Source organism: Rhizobium sp. 05N49, from assembly GCF_056396805.1.
On the sequence record NZ_JBFTME010000013.1, the window covers coordinates 102,929 to 118,919 of the forward strand.

Sequence of the window (15,991 nt, forward strand, 5' to 3'; positions counted from 1 at the left end):
TAACCATCTCGCTTCGATTTTATGAACGACGTTCAAAATTATTCTTGAACGGCGTTCAGGATTCTGCCATAACTCAACTCGTGAACAACGTTCATAAACCGGAGGAAAGAAATGTTCAAACTGATTTCGACTTTGTTGCGGGGCAGGGCTTACGATGCCGAACAGGCCTTTGCCGACCGCAATGCCGTACCTTTGCTCGCCCAGCAGATCCGCGATGCCGCACAATCGATCCAGTCGGCCCGCCGCAGCGTGGCGATCGCCATTGCCCAGAACGAGCAGGAGCGGGCTCAGCACGCAACGATCGTTTCCCGGATCGACGATCTTGAGACCCGCGCCGCTGCTGCGCTTGCCAAGGGCAATGAAGCACTGGCCCGTGAGGCTGCCGAAGCGATCGCCTATCTCGAGGCGGAGCGCGATCAATCCGAAAAGGCTCAGGCGCAGTTCACGACTGCTATCGACAAGCTGAAGGGAATTGTCCGCATCTCCGAAATGCGGTTGCAGGAACTACAGCGTGGCGAGCGTCTGGCCCGCGCCACCGAAGAGACGCAGAAGCTCGATGCCGTCGTTGCCGGCACAGGCCTTGCGACGCTTGACGATGCCGAGGAGACGCTTGCGCGCCTTCGCATCCGTCAGAACCAGAATGAGATGACGGCCTCGGCCCTGAAGGCGATGGAGACTTCGACCGCTCCTGCCTGCATCATCGAGAAGCTTGCCAATGCCGGATACGGTGCGCCGTTGCGCTCTTCCGCCGATGACGTGCTCGCCCGCCTGCGCAGCCGCATCAATCCCGCCGCTTAAAATCAGCATCATCAAACCTGAGGGAATCACGACAATGAACGACAGTTTCCAGAAACATTCCGCCAGCTGGGTCAGCTTCTCCTACATCTCCTTCGGCGCCGCAGCCTTCATGCTGGCGCTCGGCCTCTATATGATGCCGCTCGATCTCTGGGGCAAAGGCTACCTGGCAATGGGCATCCTGATGCTGGTTCAGACGACGGTGAATATAACCAAGACGCTGCGCGACAATGCTGAATCCGAAAAGCTGATCCGCAAGGTTGAAGACGCCCGCACCGAGAAGCTGCTCGTCAAGTTCAATCGTAACGGTGAAGACTAATCTTCATTAACTACACCACAGAGTTGTTGCTATACTCAACTTTTGCGTAACAACTCTGTGGCCTTCTCTGCGAGCCAATGGAGGATCTGCCGTGCAAACCAACCTGATGACATCAAGGAAATTCGCGCCGCTGTTCTGGACGCAGTTCCTCACCGCGTTCAACGACAACTTCCTGAAGAATACTCTTGTATTCCTGATCCTCTTCCAGATGTCGGCTGCCGAGGGCGCGGCACTGGTCACACTTGCCGGCGTCGTCCTGATCATTCCATTCCTGTTGCTCTCGGCAATCGGCGGCGAACTCGCCGACAAGCACGACAAGGCCAAGGTCGCCGAACTCCTGAAGAGATGCGAGATTGCGGTGGCGGCCGTTGCTGTCGTCGGTCTTGCCTTCTCCTCCATTTGGATCCTGATGGCGGCGTTGTTTGGCTTTGGCGTCATCTCCGCGCTTTTCGGCCCGATCAAATACGGCATTCTGCCTGATCACCTGGAACGCCGCGACCTGCCGAAGGCCAATGCCTGGATCGAGGGCGGCACCTTCATCGCCATCCTCGGCGGCACCATCGTTGCCGCATTCGCCTTTTCCGGCGGCGACAATGTCCTCGTCTTCGGCACGATGATGATCGGTCTTTCGGTGCTGTGCTGGTTTGCCAGCCGGATGATCCCGGCAACCGGCTCCAAGGCTCCCGATCTCGAGGTCGATACCAACGTCATCCGCTCCAGCTACAACCTCGTCATGGAAATCCGCAGCGACAAGCGCCTGTGGCGTTCGGCGCTGATGAACTGCTGGTTCTGGCTGGTCGGCGCATTCGTGCTCTCTATCCTGCCGACCATGGTCACCGAATTGCTCGGTGGTTCGGAAATTGTCGTGCCCGCCTATCTGACGGTCTTTGCCGTGGCAGTCGCAGTGGGCTCCGCCATCGCCGCCTGGATGTCATCAGGCCGCATTGTGCTTCTGCCTGCGCCGATCGGCACGGCCCTGCTTGCCATCTTCAGCCTCGATCTCGCCTGGAACCTGTGGGGTCTGCAATCGACCAGCCATGCGACAACCATCCTGGCTTTCTTCGCCGGCCAGAACACTATCCGTGTCGCAATCGATCTCGCCGGCATGGCGATATCAGGCGCCTTCATCGCAGTTCCGACTTTCGCCGCGCTGCAGACCTGGGCGCATGAGGACCGCCGCGCCCGTGTCATCGGTGCCGCCAATGTCCTGTCGGCGCTCTTCATCACTGTCGGCCTCGGTGCTGTTGCCGTCGTCCAGGCCTTCGGTGCCTCTATTCCGCAGATCCTGATCGGCCTCGGCATCATCAATTTCGCCGTTGCCTGGCTGATGCTGAAGACGCTGCCGACCAATGCCTTCCGCGATTTCGTCTCGATCCTGTTCCGTGCCTTCATGCGGCTGGAAGTCGAAGGCCTCGAAAATATCAAGAAAGCAGGGCCGGCCCCGATCATCGCGCTCAATCACGTCAGCCTGCTCGACGGTGCGCTGGCGCTCGCCATCACCGAGGAAGAGCCGGTCTTTGCGGTCGATTACAAGATCGCCCAAGCCTGGTGGGTAAGACCCTTCCTGAAAATGTGCAAATTCCTGCCGCTCGATCCGACCAAGCCGATGGCGACGCGCTCGCTGATCAAGGTCGTGCAGGACGGCAGCCCGATCGGTATCTTTCCCGAGGGGCGCCTGACAGTAACCGGCACGCTGATGAAGGTCTATGACGGCGCCGCCATGGTTGCCGACAAGACCGGAGCGATGGTGGTGCCGGTGCGCATCGACGGCCTGGAGAAGAGCTATCTCTCTTACCTGAACGACGGCAAGATCCGCCGCCGGCTGTTCCCCAAGGTCAAGGTCACCATTCTCGAACCGGTGAAGCTCGAAGTTCCGGCCGAACTCAAGGGCCGCAAGCGCCGCACGGCAGCCGGTGCCGCCCTTTACCAGGTCATGTCGAACCTGATGTTCAGGACCGCCGATACATCCTCGACCGTCATTGACCGCATCATCGAGGCCAGCCACGAATTCGGCATGGGCAAGCTCGCCGTCGAAGATCCGGTTACTGGCAAGCTCACCTATGGCAAGCTGCTGACGGGGGCTGCTGTGCTCGGCGCGAAATTCCGGAGCATGTTCCCGGAACGCAATCTCGGCGTCATGCTGCCGAACGCCAATGGCGCCGCCGCAACGCTCCTCGGCGTGATGACGGCAGGCAAGGTGCCGGCCATGCTGAATTTCACCGCCGGTGCGGCCAATATCCTGTCCGCCTGCAAGGCGGCGGAAGTGAAGCATGTCCTCACATCCCGCGCCTTCGTGACCCAGGCCAAGCTCGGCCCGGTCATCGAGGAGATGGAAAAGCAGGTTAAGATCGTCTGGCTTGACGATCTCCGCACCGAAATCGGCCTTATGAGCAAGATCAGGGGCTATCTGCACAAGGCACGGCCGCTGGTGAAGCGCAAGCCTGATGATCCGGCCGTCATACTTTTCACCTCGGGCTCCGAAGGTACGCCGAAGGGCGTGGTGCTGACCCATCGCAACATCCTGTCGAATGCAGCCCAGGCCGCCGCCCGCATCGATTTCCACAGCGGCGACAAGGTGTTCAACATCCTGCCGGTCTTCCACTCCTTCGGGCTGACCGCCGGCACCGTGCTGCCGCTGATCTCGGGTGTGCCGGTCTATTTCTATCCGTCGCCGCTGCATTATCGTATCGTGCCGGAGCTGATCTATGTCTCGAATGCTACGATCATCTTCGGCACCGATACCTTCCTCAACGGCTACAGCCGGACGGCCCACCCTTACGACTTCCGCTCCATCCGCTATATTTTCTCCGGTGCCGAGCCGGTGAAGGCGTCCACCCGCGCCACCTACATGGAGAAATTCGGCCTGCGCATTCTGGAAGGCTATGGCGTCACCGAGACGGCGCCGGTGATTTCGATCAACACGCCGATGTACAACAAGTCCGGCACTGTCGGCAAAATCCTGCCGGGCATGGAATGGAAGCTCGAACCCGTAGCCGGCATCGATGACGGTGGCCGCCTCGTCGTCCGCGGCGCCAACGTCATGGCCGGCTATCTGCGTGCCGAAAATCCCGGTGTGCTCGAACCGCTTGTAGACGGCTGGCATGATACCGGAGACATCGTCACCATCGACGAGGACGGTTTCGTCAAGATCCGCGGCCGCGCCAAGCGCTTTGCCAAGATCGGCGGCGAGATGATATCTCTCGCGGCCGTCGAGGCCCTTGCCGCAGAACTCTGGCCGGGCGCTCTTTCGGTCGTCTCCTCGATACCGGACGCAAAGAAGGGCGAGCGGCTTGTACTTCTGACCGATGCGCCGACTGCCACTCGCGCCGAATTCCTCGCTTTTGCCAAATCGAAGGGCGCCATGGACATGATGGTGCCGGCCGAGGTTAACATCGGCAATGTGCCGGTCCTCGGCTCTGGGAAGGTGGATTTTGTGACGGCGCGCAGATTGGCCGAGAGCGCGGCCCAGCCGGAGCAGGCGGCGTAAAACCGGCTTCATTCTCCGGCAGCAGTGATCATAAGTGAAAACAAAACAGGCGGCTTGCGGGCCGCCTGTTGGCATTATCGGACGAATAATCCGGTTTACTTCTGTTCCGGCGCCAGGAATTCGGCGCAGTAGGAAGGACCGTTCACACCGGGGATATCGGTGACGGTGCGGATATCGCGGATCGTATAGTCGGAACTGGTGGTGATTTCGGCCTGGCAGCGCAGGTAAAGCGTGCGGGCGGTCGCAATCTGCTTGCCGCGCTTGCCGTCAGCACCTTCAGCATATTTCGCGGGCACGCGCACCGTCTTGTAACCGCCCTTCCAGGTGTAGATCGTCGACGAGCCTTCGTCGCGGTCGCTGAGCGGCGGGCCATAGGCGGCAAAGAACTTGCCGGCCGACTGGCCGACCCAGCGCGCCTCGATCGGGTTGCCGGCGGAAGGTATGGTGGTGCATCCGGCAAGCGCAATCGCAAGCGCGGCGGCCCCGGTCATGGTGCGGAGTTTCATCGTGTCGTCCCTGATATCTAGCCAGTGGCTGCGAAGCCGCCTTCGCGACGGTTTCGCCTGTCCCGTCAAGCCCTTTAGCCTGTAACCCGGCAAAAGAAAATTGCCACTTGGCTGCTTCTGAAGAATTTGCCGAGGGTGTGGCTTTTTGCTGCACGGTGGGCTGAAACACCTTGTCACGAGCCCGTCAAAAATTCCCGCGCCTTTTTGAATTTTGGTGCTTGCGCAACATAATAGGCCGGTCTATAGAGGCGCCGCTGGTCACGGAGTGTAGCGCAGTCTGGTAGCGCACCACGTTCGGGACGTGGGGGTCGAGTGTTCGAATCACTCCACTCCGACCAGCCGAAAACCCCGCTTCGGCGGGGTTTTTTCTTTTCTGGCTTTCTGTCCTTCCTCAATGTCCCCTGGGACGCGCTCGCCACGCCCATCAGATCGTTCCCGCAAATGCACCGGTTTGAACCATGCAAGCCCGGAATTTTAGATTTTGCTAACGAACAAATTGGCGCTAAGCTGGTTTCCTTCGGAGGAGGAAGCATCAATGAAGAAGATGAACAATCGACAAGTTCGAATTCCCGGCCCGAAAGATCAGGACATCACCGAGCATTGCCGAAAATTCGGCATAGGCCCGGCCGAGGAGGAGAAGCTCAAGAAGCTCCTGGGCCATCGGGCACCGCTCCATGAGATCCAGGCGAATGCTCCGAAGCCTCAGCCGAAGTGGCGCTGACTGGAACCTGTTTCACCCAAAGCTTTGCTCAAGATCGTCGGCGCCAGCCCGCTCCGACGCGGGTGAGAGTTGCTGACGCTGGAATAAAAAAGCCCCGCCGGTGGCTTTCGGCGGGGTAGATGGGGAAAGCTCTCCGAAAGGTGGCAGGAGAGCTTGGGCATTTCAGCAAGACTGGAAGAATGAGGCGAGGGCACTTTTGCCGAATTCGGTACAGTTCGCCTAAAAACCCATCATTTTTAGTGGGAAAATTTGCGATTTCCGCCTCGCGCCGTTTTTTCTCCGAGCGCAGGCACGCCGTTCGCAGCGGCGCGCCTGACCTTGTGATCCCGTCAGCCGGCTGCCTGCAGCTTGTCCTGCGTCTTCGTCTCGAAATCGCTGGCGTCATGACGCTCGTGGAGCTGGCTAGAGGGGTCGCCGCTGACGCGGTTGACCATGCGGCCGCGCTTGACGGCCGGGCGGTCGCCGATCATGTCGGCCCAACGGTTCATGTGCTTGTACTCCTGCACCTGCAGGAATTCGGCGGAATCACCGTACATCCAGCCTTTCACGAGACCACCATACCAGGGCCAGATCGCCATGTCGGCGATGGTGAACTCGTCGCCGGCGATATATTTGCTCTCGGCGAGACGCCGGTCGAGCACGTCGAGCTGACGCTTGGTCTCCATGGCGAACCGGTTGATCGCATATTCGATCTTCGTCGGTGCATAGGCATAAAAATGGCCGAAGCCGCCGCCGAGATAGGGCGCGCTGCCTACCTGCCAGAACAGCCAAGAGAAACATTCGGCGCGCTTGGCCGGATCGGTCGGCAGGAAGGCGTCGAATTTTTCCGCAAGATAGGTGAGGATCGCGCCGGATTCGAAGATCCGAACAGGCTTTTCGCCACTGCGGTCCATCAGCGCCGGGATCTTGGAGTTCGGGTTGACCTCGACGAAACCGCTGCCGAACTGGTCGCCATCGCCGATCCTGATCAGCCAGGCATCGTATTCCGCGCCGCTATGGCCAAGCGCCAGCAGCTCTTCCAGCATGATCGTCACTTTCACGCCATTCGGCGTTCCCAGCGAATAGAGCTGCAGCGGGTGCCGGCCGACCGGCAGTTCCTTTTCACGGGTCGGCCCGGCAATCGGGCGGTTGATGCTGGCGAACTGGCCGCCGTTTTCCTTGTCCCAGGTCCAGATCTTGGGGGGCGTATAGTCGGACGAGCTGGTCATGTGATCTCCTGACGGAATAACTTCGTGCGTTGAATGAGCGGCCCAATCCTTAACCTCAACTGGGACCCCTGAACATATTGGTAGCAATGAAGTTATTGTCATCAGGGCGGCGGATTTTTAATCGCCGCGGGTGGCAGTACTCGCGCAAACGTGCACTGCGTTTTGCGATAAGCACATGCGAAACAGAAGACCAAGGCGTGCCACGTCCATTGAAAGATCGTGAGACGCTTTTGGATCTCTATTGGAAGCTGAGCTTGCTCTTCTGCTGGCCCTCGGCGTCGAAATTCTCGGGTGCCAGCCATGCCTCGTATCCAGCCTTCAGCTTCGGCCAGTCGCCGTCCGTCATCGCAAACCAGGCGGTGTCGCGGTTGCGCCCCTTTTGCACCATGTGCTGGCGGAAGATGCCTTCGAAGGCGAAGCCGAAGCGTTGTGCCGCGCGCTTCGAAGGTTCGTTGAGGTTGTTGCACTTCCACTCGAAACGGCGGTAGCCGAGTGTGTCGAAGACGTAAGCGGCGCAAAGATAGAGCGCTTCGGTTGCCACCCGCTTGCGCGCGATCTCAGGTCCCCAGAGAATGTTGCCGATCTCGATCACGCCATTGGCGGTATCGATCCGCATCAGCCCCTGCCGGCCTTCGGCACGTCCCGTCGCCTTGTCGACCACGGCAAAGAACAGCGGGTCTTCGCTCGCGACGGATTTTTCCAGCCAGGGCATGAAGGCTTCCATATCGGCCGGTGCCTGTTCGAAGAGATAGCGGAAGCGGTCTTCCGCGCCCGGCTGTTGGGCCGAGCGGAGCAGATCGGCGCCGTGCTTTGCGGCATCCAGTGGCTCCAGGCGGGTGTAGCGGCCTTCAATCGGCGCGCGGTCGGGGCGCGAAACACCCTTCCAGTCGGTAAGTTCCTTTGTCATATCCGTCGTCCCATTGAAGTGATGCATTGAGTTCCCGCTGCTCTTGCCTTGCAAATGGACTGGAGTAAAAGTCCAGTTTTAAACTTATTGGCAGACCAGTTGACTGATGACATCGGCACCTGCATGGCTGAACCTCGATCGAAGCGGCGGCGATCTGTCCGGCCAGATTTATCGAAGCCTGCGCGACCGAATCCTGCTCGGCCAGCTTCCGGCCGGACACAAATTGCCGTCCACCCGCGCTCTTGCGGCCTCGCTCGAGGTCGCGCGGTCTACGGCGGTGGAAGCTTATGAGCGGCTGAAATCCGAAGGTTATATCGAGGCCTCCGCCGGTGCGGCGACACGGGTTACCGCCCTCGAACGCATGCGGCCGGAACGCCAGCGGGACGACCGCGCTCCTCTTGAGGAGGCGAGATCGGACCGGCCCTCCTACCGCGGCCTGTTCCGGCCCGGTGTGTCCGATGTATCGGATTTCCCGCATGGTGCCTGGAGCCGTCACCTCGCTTCGTCCAGCCGGTCTCTGCGCAGCCATCATCTCGGCTATGAGAACCCGACGGGGCTCCACGAGCTGCGCGAAGCGATCCTCGAACATATCTCGACGACGCGCGGCGTGGTCGCCGAGCCGGGGCAGGTCATGATCGTGCCCTCTACGCGCGCGGCGATCGACATGCTCGCAAGGGCAATGCTGAGAAGGAGCGGGCGCAAGACCGCATGGATGGAAGACCCGGGCTATAGCGCCGCCCGGCTGCTGCTCGACGATGCGGGTGCCGACATCGTGCCGGTCCCCTGCGATGAGCAGGGCATCGACGTCTCCAGGGTGGAAGGCCCGCAGCCGGCGCTGATCTACGTGACGCCATCGCATCAGTATCCGACCGGCGCGACGCTGAGCCTGCCGCGGCGGCTGGCACTGCTGGAAGCTGCACGCCGGCACGAAAGCCTTGTTGTCGAGGATGATTATGACAGCGACTTTCAGTATGGCTCGCGGCCGATCGCCGCCCTGCAGGGCATCGACAGGGCGGAGGTCGTGGCCTACATCGGCACCTTCTCCAAGGTGCTGGCTCCCGGCCTGCGCGTCGCCTACGCTGTCGTGCCGCGCTGGCTGGTGCCGGAGGCGTCGGAAGCGCTGCATCGCAGGGGTGTTGCCGTCGCCACTCATATTCAGGCGGCTCTTGCTGATTTTATCAATGAAGGCCGGCTGCGTGCCTATCTCAGGCGCATGAACCAGCAATATGCCGAACGCATGGCGTTGATGACCGACATGCTGGAGAGCCGTTTCGCGGGCAGGCTGGCCGTTTCGGGTGGCAATGGCGGACTGCAGCTTGGAGCCTGGTTTTGCGATCAGACGGTGGACGACCGGACGTTCGTCGCCAAGGCCAATGCGTTGGGCTATGGACTGATGCCGATGTCAGGCTTCTTCATCGGCAAAGCCGATCCCGGCATCCTTTTCGGCATCTCGCAAGCGGAAACGGCTGCCGTTCAAAGACTGGCAGCCGATCTCGATCGGATCCTGAGCTGAGAACACATGCGCCCGGAGCGGGTCCGGGCGCAGTGCTCACGTGGGTGCCCTTCAAGCGGCGGCGAAGGGCACGGCCACGAAGGTCTTGTTGCCGCCGCGTTCGATCAGGAGCAACACCGACTTGCGGCCGGACTTGCCGGCATCGGCAACGGCGGTCTTGACGTCACGGGCATCGTGCACCGGCTTGTCGTTGACAGAGACGATCACGTCACCGGGCTGGATGCCGGCAGCAGCGGCTGACTTGTCCGGGTTGACGTTGGCAACGACGGCGCCGGCAACGCTGTGGGGCAGGTTCAGTTGCTGGCGGATATCAGGCGTCAGGTCGGCAAGGCCGATGCCGAGGCTCGGCTGACCGGCAGCCTGGCCCTGATCATCGCTGCTTTCGACGGCGGCCTGCTTCTGCGTGTCTTCATTGCCGCCGACGGTCACGTTGAGATCGACCGTCTTGCCGTCACGCCAGACGGCCAGCGTTTCCTTCGCACCCGGCGACAGGTCGGCAACGAGGCGCGACAGATCCTTCGGCGTCTTGACATTTTCGCTGCCGACGGCGGTTACGATGTCACCTGTCTTGATCCCGGCATGGGCGGCAGGCGTCCCGTTGGTGACGGCGGCAACCAGCGCGCCTTCAGCCTTGGAGAGACCGACAGCATCGGCGACATCCTGGGTGACCGGCTGGATTTGCACGCCGAGATAGCCGTGATCGATCGAACCGTCCTTCTGCAGCTTGGCAACGATCACCTTTGCTTCGGAGGAAGGAATGGCGAAGCCGACGCCGACGCTGCCGCCGTTTGGCGAGTAGATGGCGGTATTGATGCCGACGACATTGCCATCACGATCGACCAGCGGACCACCGGAATTGCCATGGTTGATCGGCGCATCGATCTGGATGAAATCATCGTACGGGCCGCTGTGCAGGTCGCGGCCACGGGCCGAGACGATGCCCGCCGTTACCGTGGTGCCGATGCCGAACGGATTGCCGATGGCAAGGATCTGGTCGCCGAGCTTCAGCTTGTCGGAATCGCCCCAGGCGACTGTGGCAAGCGGATGCGGAGCCTGGACCTTCAGAACGGCGAGGTCGGACTTGGGATCGGCGCCGAGCAGCTTGGCCGGCAGTTCGGTACCGTCGTCGAGCGTGACCTTGATGTCGATGGCGTTATCGATGACGTGGTTGTTGGTAACGATCACGCCGTCGGGGCTGATGACGAAACCGGAGCCGAGCGCCATGGCATGCTGCTGTGGCTGTTGCTGCTGCGGTGCCTGATGCGGCAGCGGAATACCCTGCTGTTCGAAGAATTGCCGGAACTGCTCGTCCATCGGCGAACCGTCTGCACTGGCATTCGTGGCCTTCATCGTGGTGGTGATGGTCACAACGGCCGGCTTGTCGGCATCGACGACGGCAGCAAAGGAGCCGCTGGAGGTAAGAGCGCCCCCTGCCTCAGCCGGCGCGGCAAGAGCCGTCGAGGAAGAGGAAAGGGCAAACGGCAGGGAGGCCGCGCCGAGAACGATGGCCGCTCCGACAAGTGCTGCGGCCCGGTGCTTGCGAAGAATGTTTGACATAGTGGAAGTCCCTTGCGAGAGCGTTGGCATTGAATGGCGTCTTGGTTCCATGCCATGGACCTTGGCGTCAACGAGTATTTCCACCAGCTTTTACCGTTGATTACTTATATTTCGCCTGTATGATTTGGCGAATACTATGATCGGTAAGAATTGGCGCTTGATACCTATATGATCCGTTCTGCGGGATTTACAAATTAAACATTGATCATGTTTGTATTACGGTATCGTAACACATTACTATAATTTAATCTTGACTGGCCAAGCATTGCCGAAATTATCCCGGCGCTCGTGTTGCCTGCCTCGGGGGGCGCCAGAATAGTAAAATATATTCCACTTTTCCGTGATCCATCAGCCTGCAAGCGACGTATTAAACCGAAACATTTGCGATATTTGTTCATGTTTTTTCGCGTTTCGGTTGAGATGGACTTTTAAATGTTAGTAGACTCTAAATTAATTTTTCTTCAGAAAGGGAGATCTGCGAATCGACGGGAGGCGGGGCTCGCGGTGGCATGCGGGAAGCGATGAGGGATTCAGTGAAGCCGGGGCGGGAAAAGAAGCGCGGTTCCCATGTGAAGCTGAGCGACGTCGCAAAGAGGGTAGGGGTCAGTCCGATCACCATCTCGCGCGCGCTTCGCAACCCCGAAATCGTCTCAGAAGAGCTGCGCGAGGTCATCCTGCGCACTGTCGACGAAATGGGTTACATCCCCAACCTTGCCGCGCGCGCGCTTGCCGGCCGTCACAGCGGCATCGTCGGCGTCATAACGCCCTCGCTTCACCACCCCTGCTTTACCGGTGTGATGATGGGCATCGAGGAGCGGTTGCGCGCTACGGATCTGCGCGTGCAATATGCCAACACCCTCAACGACGCGGATCAGGAAATCAGCCAGTTCAAATCCTTCCTGGCGCAGAAGCCGGCCGGGATCATCCTCGTGAACGCGGAATATTATGACGGCCTTGCGATGCTGATGGATGCAGCCGCCTTTCCGGTCGCCCATGTTGCCGATCTCAGTCAGCCGCCGGAAACGCTGCTTGTCGGCATGTCGCATCATGTGGCCGCGACTGCCGCCACCCGTTTCCTCCTGTCGAAAGGATACAAGCGGATTGGTTTCATCGGCGGGATAAGCGACATCCGCTCGCGCCGCAGTCGTGCGGGACATGAGGAGGCCATGCGCCAGGCCGGCCTCGGCAATCCATCGCTGATGCACGGCGTCGACGGTTCCACGAGCATCGGTCTCGGGCGGCGACTGTTCACCGAGTTGCTGGGGCGGATGCCCGATCTCGATGCGATCCTCGCGCAAAATGATGATCTCGCCCTTGGAGCTCTGATCGAGTGCAATGAACGCGGCATCAAGGTGCCCGATGATTTCGGTATCTGCGGATTCAACGATCTGGAATTCGCGCAGTTTACCTCGCCATCCCTGACGACGGTGCATGTTCCGCGTCATGACCTCGGCCGCCGCGCCGCCGATATGCTGCTGCGCGCCATCCGCGAGGAGCCGCCGGAAGAGCAGAGGGTCGATCTCGGCTTCTCGATCATCGAGCGCGGGTCGACACGCTCGATGCCGAAGCAATAAAAAAGGGGCCGGTCGGCCCCTTTTTTCTTAGATATCGCTTGCCGCGCTCGACCAGAGTTCGGCCGCTTCCGATGCCGTCATGCGGCGCACCTCCGCTTCGTGGCTGCGCTTGGCGAACAACTCGCTTGCCATGATCTGCTCGGCAAGGTCGGCCGGAAGCGACAGGATCACGCGGGCATCATTGCCATGAAGGCCACTGACGTCGGCGCGCTTACCGGTCACCATGCCGCCGGCGATCGTGTTGTTGGTCTCCGGGTCGATCAGGATGAAGGAGCCGGTGGCCCGGTTCTGTTCATAGGGATCGAAGATCGCGGCTTCGTCGAAAACCAGGCGCACCTTGCCGATGGCGTTCATGTAGAGCCGCTGAGCCGAGTTCCAGGTGCCGCTCTTCAGTTCCAGCTGGCTGACGGGTTCGACCTGCACACGCTGGCGGCGCGAGCCGCTCTTCAGCCAGTAGCGCTTGCCCGCTTCAATGCCTTCCGGCTGCAGGGCAACGACCTGCGCGTCGAAGGAAAGCCCGGTCTGCGGCTGGCTGTCGATCGAGACGATCATGTCGCCGCGTGCCACATCCACCTGACGGTCGAGAACGAGCGTGATCGCGTCACCGGCAACGGCTGCATTGCGGACCAGATCGAAGGTGACGATCTTGGTGACATTGGCGACCATGCCCGACGGCAGGATCATGACGCTGTCACCAGGCTTCACCGAGCCGCCGGCAACCGTGCCCTGATAGCCGCGAAAGCTTTCGCCGGGACGCGAGACGCGCTGCACCGAGAGGCGGAAGCCGGTCGACTGGCCGGAGCGCACGGTTGCGTGTTCCAGCGTCTCGACCAGCGTCGGGCCGCTATACCAAGGCATGGCTGCCTGGCCGGAATAGACGACGTTTTCGCCCTTCAATGCCGACATCGGGATCGCGGTGATCTGCTTGACGCCAAGCGACAGCGCAAATTCCTTGAACTCGTGGGTGATCTTGTCGAAGCCGGCACGGTCATAGTTCGTCAGGTCGATCTTGTTGACGGCGAGTACGAACTGCTTGATGCCGAGCAAGGAGGCGATCGTCGCATGGCGGCGCGTCTGCTCGAGAATGCCGGCGCGGGCATCGACCAGCAGCACGGCAAGATCGGCGGTGGAGGCACCGGTCGCCATGTTGCGGGTATACTGCTCGTGGCCGGGTGTGTCGGCGACGATGAAGGAGCGCTTGTCGGTCGAGAAATAGCGATAGGCGACATCGATGGTGATGCCCTGTTCGCGCTCGGCCTGCAGCCCGTCGAGCAGGAGCGCGAAATCGGGCAGGCCGAGATCGTTCTGCTTGCCGGTGGAATCGCGGCGAAGCGCTGCTGCCTGGTCTTCCTTGACGGCCTTGGTGTCCCAGAGCAGGCGGCCGATCAGGGTAGACTTGCCGTCATCGACGCTGCCGCAGGTGATGAGGCGCAACGGGCGCGAGTCGCGCACGGCCTTCAGAGGCTCGGCGGCGGGCACGGCGACGACGTTTGCGGGAATTGCTGCACTCATCTCAGAAATATCCTTCACGCTTCTTCTTTTCCATGGAGCCGGACTGGTCGCGGTCGATGGCGCGGCCCTGGCGCTCGGAAACCGTGGCGATCTCCAGCTCCGCGATAATGTCTTCAAGGGTGGTGGCCGTCGAGCGGATCGCGCCGGTCAGCGGGAAGCAGCCGAGCGTGCGGAAACGGATGAAATCTTCCTGCTTCGTTTCGCCGGGCAGCAGTTCCAGGCGCGGATCGGATGCCGCAATCATCATGCCGTCGCGCTCGACATAAGGGCGCTTGGCGGCAAAATAGAGCGGTACGATCGGGATTTCCTCGGCCTGGATATAACGCCAGATATCGACTTCGGTCCAGTTCGACAGCGGGAACACGCGAACGCTCTCTCCCTTGCGGATCTGGCCGTTATACACGTTCCAGAGCTCCGGGCGTTGGTTGCGCGGATCCCAGCGGTGGTCGGGCGTGCGGAAGGAATAGATGCGTTCCTTGGCGCGGGACGCTTCCTCGTCGCGCCGCGCGCCGCCGAAGGCCGCGTCGAACTGGCCGGCATCAAGCGCATTGCGCAGCGCTTCCGTCTTCATGATGTCGGTGTAGCGGGCAGAGCCGTAGGTAAACGGCGTGATGTTTTCAGCCTTGCCGCGCGGATTGATATGTTCAATCAGGTCGAGATCGTATTTCTTCACAATCTCGTCGCGAAAGGTAATCATTTCCGCGAACTTCCAGCCGGTATTTACATGCAGCAGCGGGAAGGGCACGCGGCCGGGATAGAAGGCCTTGCGTGCCAGATGCAGCAGCACGGAGGAATCCTTGCCGATCGAATAGAGCATCACCGGACGCTCGAATTCGGCGGCGACTTCGCGGAAGATGTGGATCGCTTCGTTTTCCAGCGCCTTCAGATGCGGGTCGAGCGGCGGCTTGGCGCTCTGCGGATTGGTGAGTTCCGTATCCTGACGGGTATCGGGCATAAAATACTCCAGACTTCTTATTGCTGCACGGCGATCGCGGCGGCCTCTTCGGCGACATGCAGACCGCATTCGCGCTTTTCGTCCTGCTCCCACCACCAGCGGCCGGCACGTTCGGGCTCGCCGGGCTTGATGGCGCGGGTGCAGGGCTCGCAGCCGATCGAGGGGTAGCCGCGGGCATGCAGCGGGTTTACCGGCACGCTGTTATCGGCGACGAAGGACTTGATCTTCTCGATGTCCCAGTCGGCGAGCGGGTTGACCTTCAGCAGATGACGCTCGGCGTCATACTCGGCAAACGGCGTCTCGGCGCGGTTGGCCGACTGGCCGCGGCGCAGGCCGGTGATCCAGATTGTGGCGCCTGCCAGCGCCCGCGCAAGCGGCTTCAGCTTGCGCACGCCACAACAGGCATGCCTGGCTTCAACGCTCTCGTAGAAACCGTTCATGCCGTATTTCGCCGCATAGGCGTCGATATCTGCCTGCTCCGGTTCGTAGCGGGTTATGTGGATGTCGTACTGGCTCTCGGTCTCGTCGATCAGCGCAAGCGTTTCGGGAAAAAGCCGGCCTGTCTGCAGCGTCACGACGTCGATCGGCAGGCGATGCGTGCCGATCTCGGCTGATATGACCTGGTCCTCGATGCCGAGCGAGGTGGTGAAGACCACACGCCCGCCAAGGCCGGCGACGAACGAAAGCCGGCCGGCAAGGTCGAGACCCGAAAGCTTGTCAGCCAAAGCCTCGGCTTCTTCGATCGGATTGATAACAGTCATGGGGGATCCTGTCCTTGATATTGGCCGGAGTATCGCAGCTCAAAGATGGATCGGACAGAAAAAGGGATTTCGAAAGGACTGCTTAGCGGAGCAAATATCTCTCCCATCCTGCCGCAATGCAGAAAAGCAGCCGCAGGCGCAGAAATCGCACCTCGAACTTAATGTCTATAGAAATA

Annotated in this window: 13 protein-coding genes and 1 tRNA gene; 7 read left to right on the plus strand and 7 right to left on the minus strand. The window is 60.7% G+C overall.

The annotated features are described in order from the left end of the window. Window positions 1-111 precede the first annotated feature (111 nt). The 3 genes from AC1DF8_RS24110 to AC1DF8_RS24120 all read left to right on the plus strand — a co-directional run bounded on the left by AC1DF8_RS24110 (window position 112) and on the right by AC1DF8_RS24120 (window position 4,601). A complete protein-coding gene (locus AC1DF8_RS24110) occupies window positions 112-798 on the plus strand; it encodes a PspA/IM30 family protein (protein ID WP_478155330.1) in 687 nt (228 codons plus the stop codon). A 34-nt stretch (window positions 799-832) separates the two neighbouring features. Further along, window positions 833-1,114, plus strand: coding sequence for a YiaA/YiaB family inner membrane protein (locus tag AC1DF8_RS24115; RefSeq protein ID WP_008529123.1), 282 nt, complete (start codon window positions 833-835; stop codon window positions 1,112-1,114). 91 nt (window positions 1,115-1,205) lie between these two features. Next, the gene (locus AC1DF8_RS24120; RefSeq protein ID WP_478155331.1) at window positions 1,206-4,601 is read left to right on the plus strand and encodes an acyl-[ACP]--phospholipid O-acyltransferase; all 3,396 of its coding nucleotides are present in this window, start codon (window positions 1,206-1,208) and stop codon (window positions 4,599-4,601) included. A 95-nt stretch (window positions 4,602-4,696) separates the two neighbouring features. On the opposite strand, the gene AC1DF8_RS24125 is transcribed toward AC1DF8_RS24120, so the two are convergent. After that, a complete protein-coding gene (locus AC1DF8_RS24125) occupies window positions 4,697-5,107 on the minus strand; it encodes a hypothetical protein (protein ID WP_478155332.1) in 411 nt (136 codons plus the stop codon). Between the two features lie 261 nt (window positions 5,108-5,368). Here AC1DF8_RS24125 and AC1DF8_RS24130 point away from each other — a divergent pair. Both AC1DF8_RS24130 and AC1DF8_RS24135 read left to right on the plus strand, forming a co-directional pair. Further along, window positions 5,369-5,445 (plus strand) — tRNA-Pro (locus AC1DF8_RS24130). A 197-nt stretch (window positions 5,446-5,642) separates the two neighbouring features. Further along, the gene (locus AC1DF8_RS24135; protein WP_112542999.1) at window positions 5,643-5,828 is read left to right on the plus strand and encodes a hypothetical protein; all 186 of its coding nucleotides are present in this window, start codon (window positions 5,643-5,645) and stop codon (window positions 5,826-5,828) included. 329 nt (window positions 5,829-6,157) lie between these two features. Here the strand turns inward: AC1DF8_RS24135 and yghU are convergent, their stop codons facing one another. Together yghU and AC1DF8_RS24145 are read right to left on the minus strand one after the other, a co-directional pair. Then, on the minus strand, window positions 6,158-7,036 hold the full coding sequence (gene yghU, locus AC1DF8_RS24140; protein ID WP_113145832.1) for a glutathione-dependent disulfide-bond oxidoreductase: 879 nt from the start codon (window positions 7,034-7,036) through the stop codon (window positions 6,158-6,160). Window positions 7,037-7,274: 238 nt separating this feature from the next. Continuing rightward, window positions 7,275-7,943: a GNAT family N-acetyltransferase gene (locus AC1DF8_RS24145; RefSeq protein ID WP_478155333.1), complete on the minus strand. Its 669-nt coding sequence runs from the start codon at window positions 7,941-7,943 to the stop codon at window positions 7,275-7,277. A 106-nt stretch (window positions 7,944-8,049) separates the two neighbouring features. Between AC1DF8_RS24145 and pdxR the strand changes: the two genes are divergently transcribed. Next, entirely contained in the window at window positions 8,050-9,456 is a 1,407-nt protein-coding gene (pdxR, locus tag AC1DF8_RS24150; protein WP_478155334.1) for a MocR-like pyridoxine biosynthesis transcription factor PdxR, read from the plus strand. 51 nt (window positions 9,457-9,507) lie between these two features. On the opposite strand, the gene AC1DF8_RS24155 is transcribed toward pdxR, so the two are convergent. Continuing rightward, window positions 9,508-11,013, minus strand: coding sequence for a DegQ family serine endoprotease (locus AC1DF8_RS24155; protein ID WP_112543002.1), 1,506 nt, complete (start codon window positions 11,011-11,013; stop codon window positions 9,508-9,510). Window positions 11,014-11,534: 521 nt separating this feature from the next. On the opposite strand from AC1DF8_RS24155, the gene AC1DF8_RS24160 reads away from it, so the two are divergent. Next, complete coding sequence (locus tag AC1DF8_RS24160; RefSeq protein ID WP_112543131.1) at window positions 11,535-12,587, plus strand: LacI family DNA-binding transcriptional regulator; 1,053 nt, start codon at window positions 11,535-11,537, stop codon at window positions 12,585-12,587. 27 nt (window positions 12,588-12,614) lie between these two features. On the opposite strand, the gene cysN is transcribed toward AC1DF8_RS24160, so the two are convergent. The 3 genes from cysN to AC1DF8_RS24175 are packed head-to-tail and all read right to left on the minus strand — an operon-like array spanning window position 12,615 to window position 15,815. Beyond that, window positions 12,615-14,099, minus strand: a complete 1,485-nt coding sequence (gene cysN / locus AC1DF8_RS24165) for a sulfate adenylyltransferase subunit CysN (protein WP_112971038.1) — start codon at window positions 14,097-14,099, stop codon at window positions 12,615-12,617. A gap of 1 nt (window position 14,100) precedes the next feature. Further along, window positions 14,101-15,054: a sulfate adenylyltransferase subunit CysD gene (gene cysD / locus AC1DF8_RS24170; protein ID WP_112543004.1), complete on the minus strand. Its 954-nt coding sequence runs from the start codon at window positions 15,052-15,054 to the stop codon at window positions 14,101-14,103. A 17-nt stretch (window positions 15,055-15,071) separates the two neighbouring features. Then, window positions 15,072-15,815, minus strand: a complete 744-nt coding sequence (locus AC1DF8_RS24175) for a phosphoadenylyl-sulfate reductase (RefSeq protein WP_112543005.1) — start codon at window positions 15,813-15,815, stop codon at window positions 15,072-15,074. Window positions 15,816-15,991 lie beyond the last annotated feature (176 nt).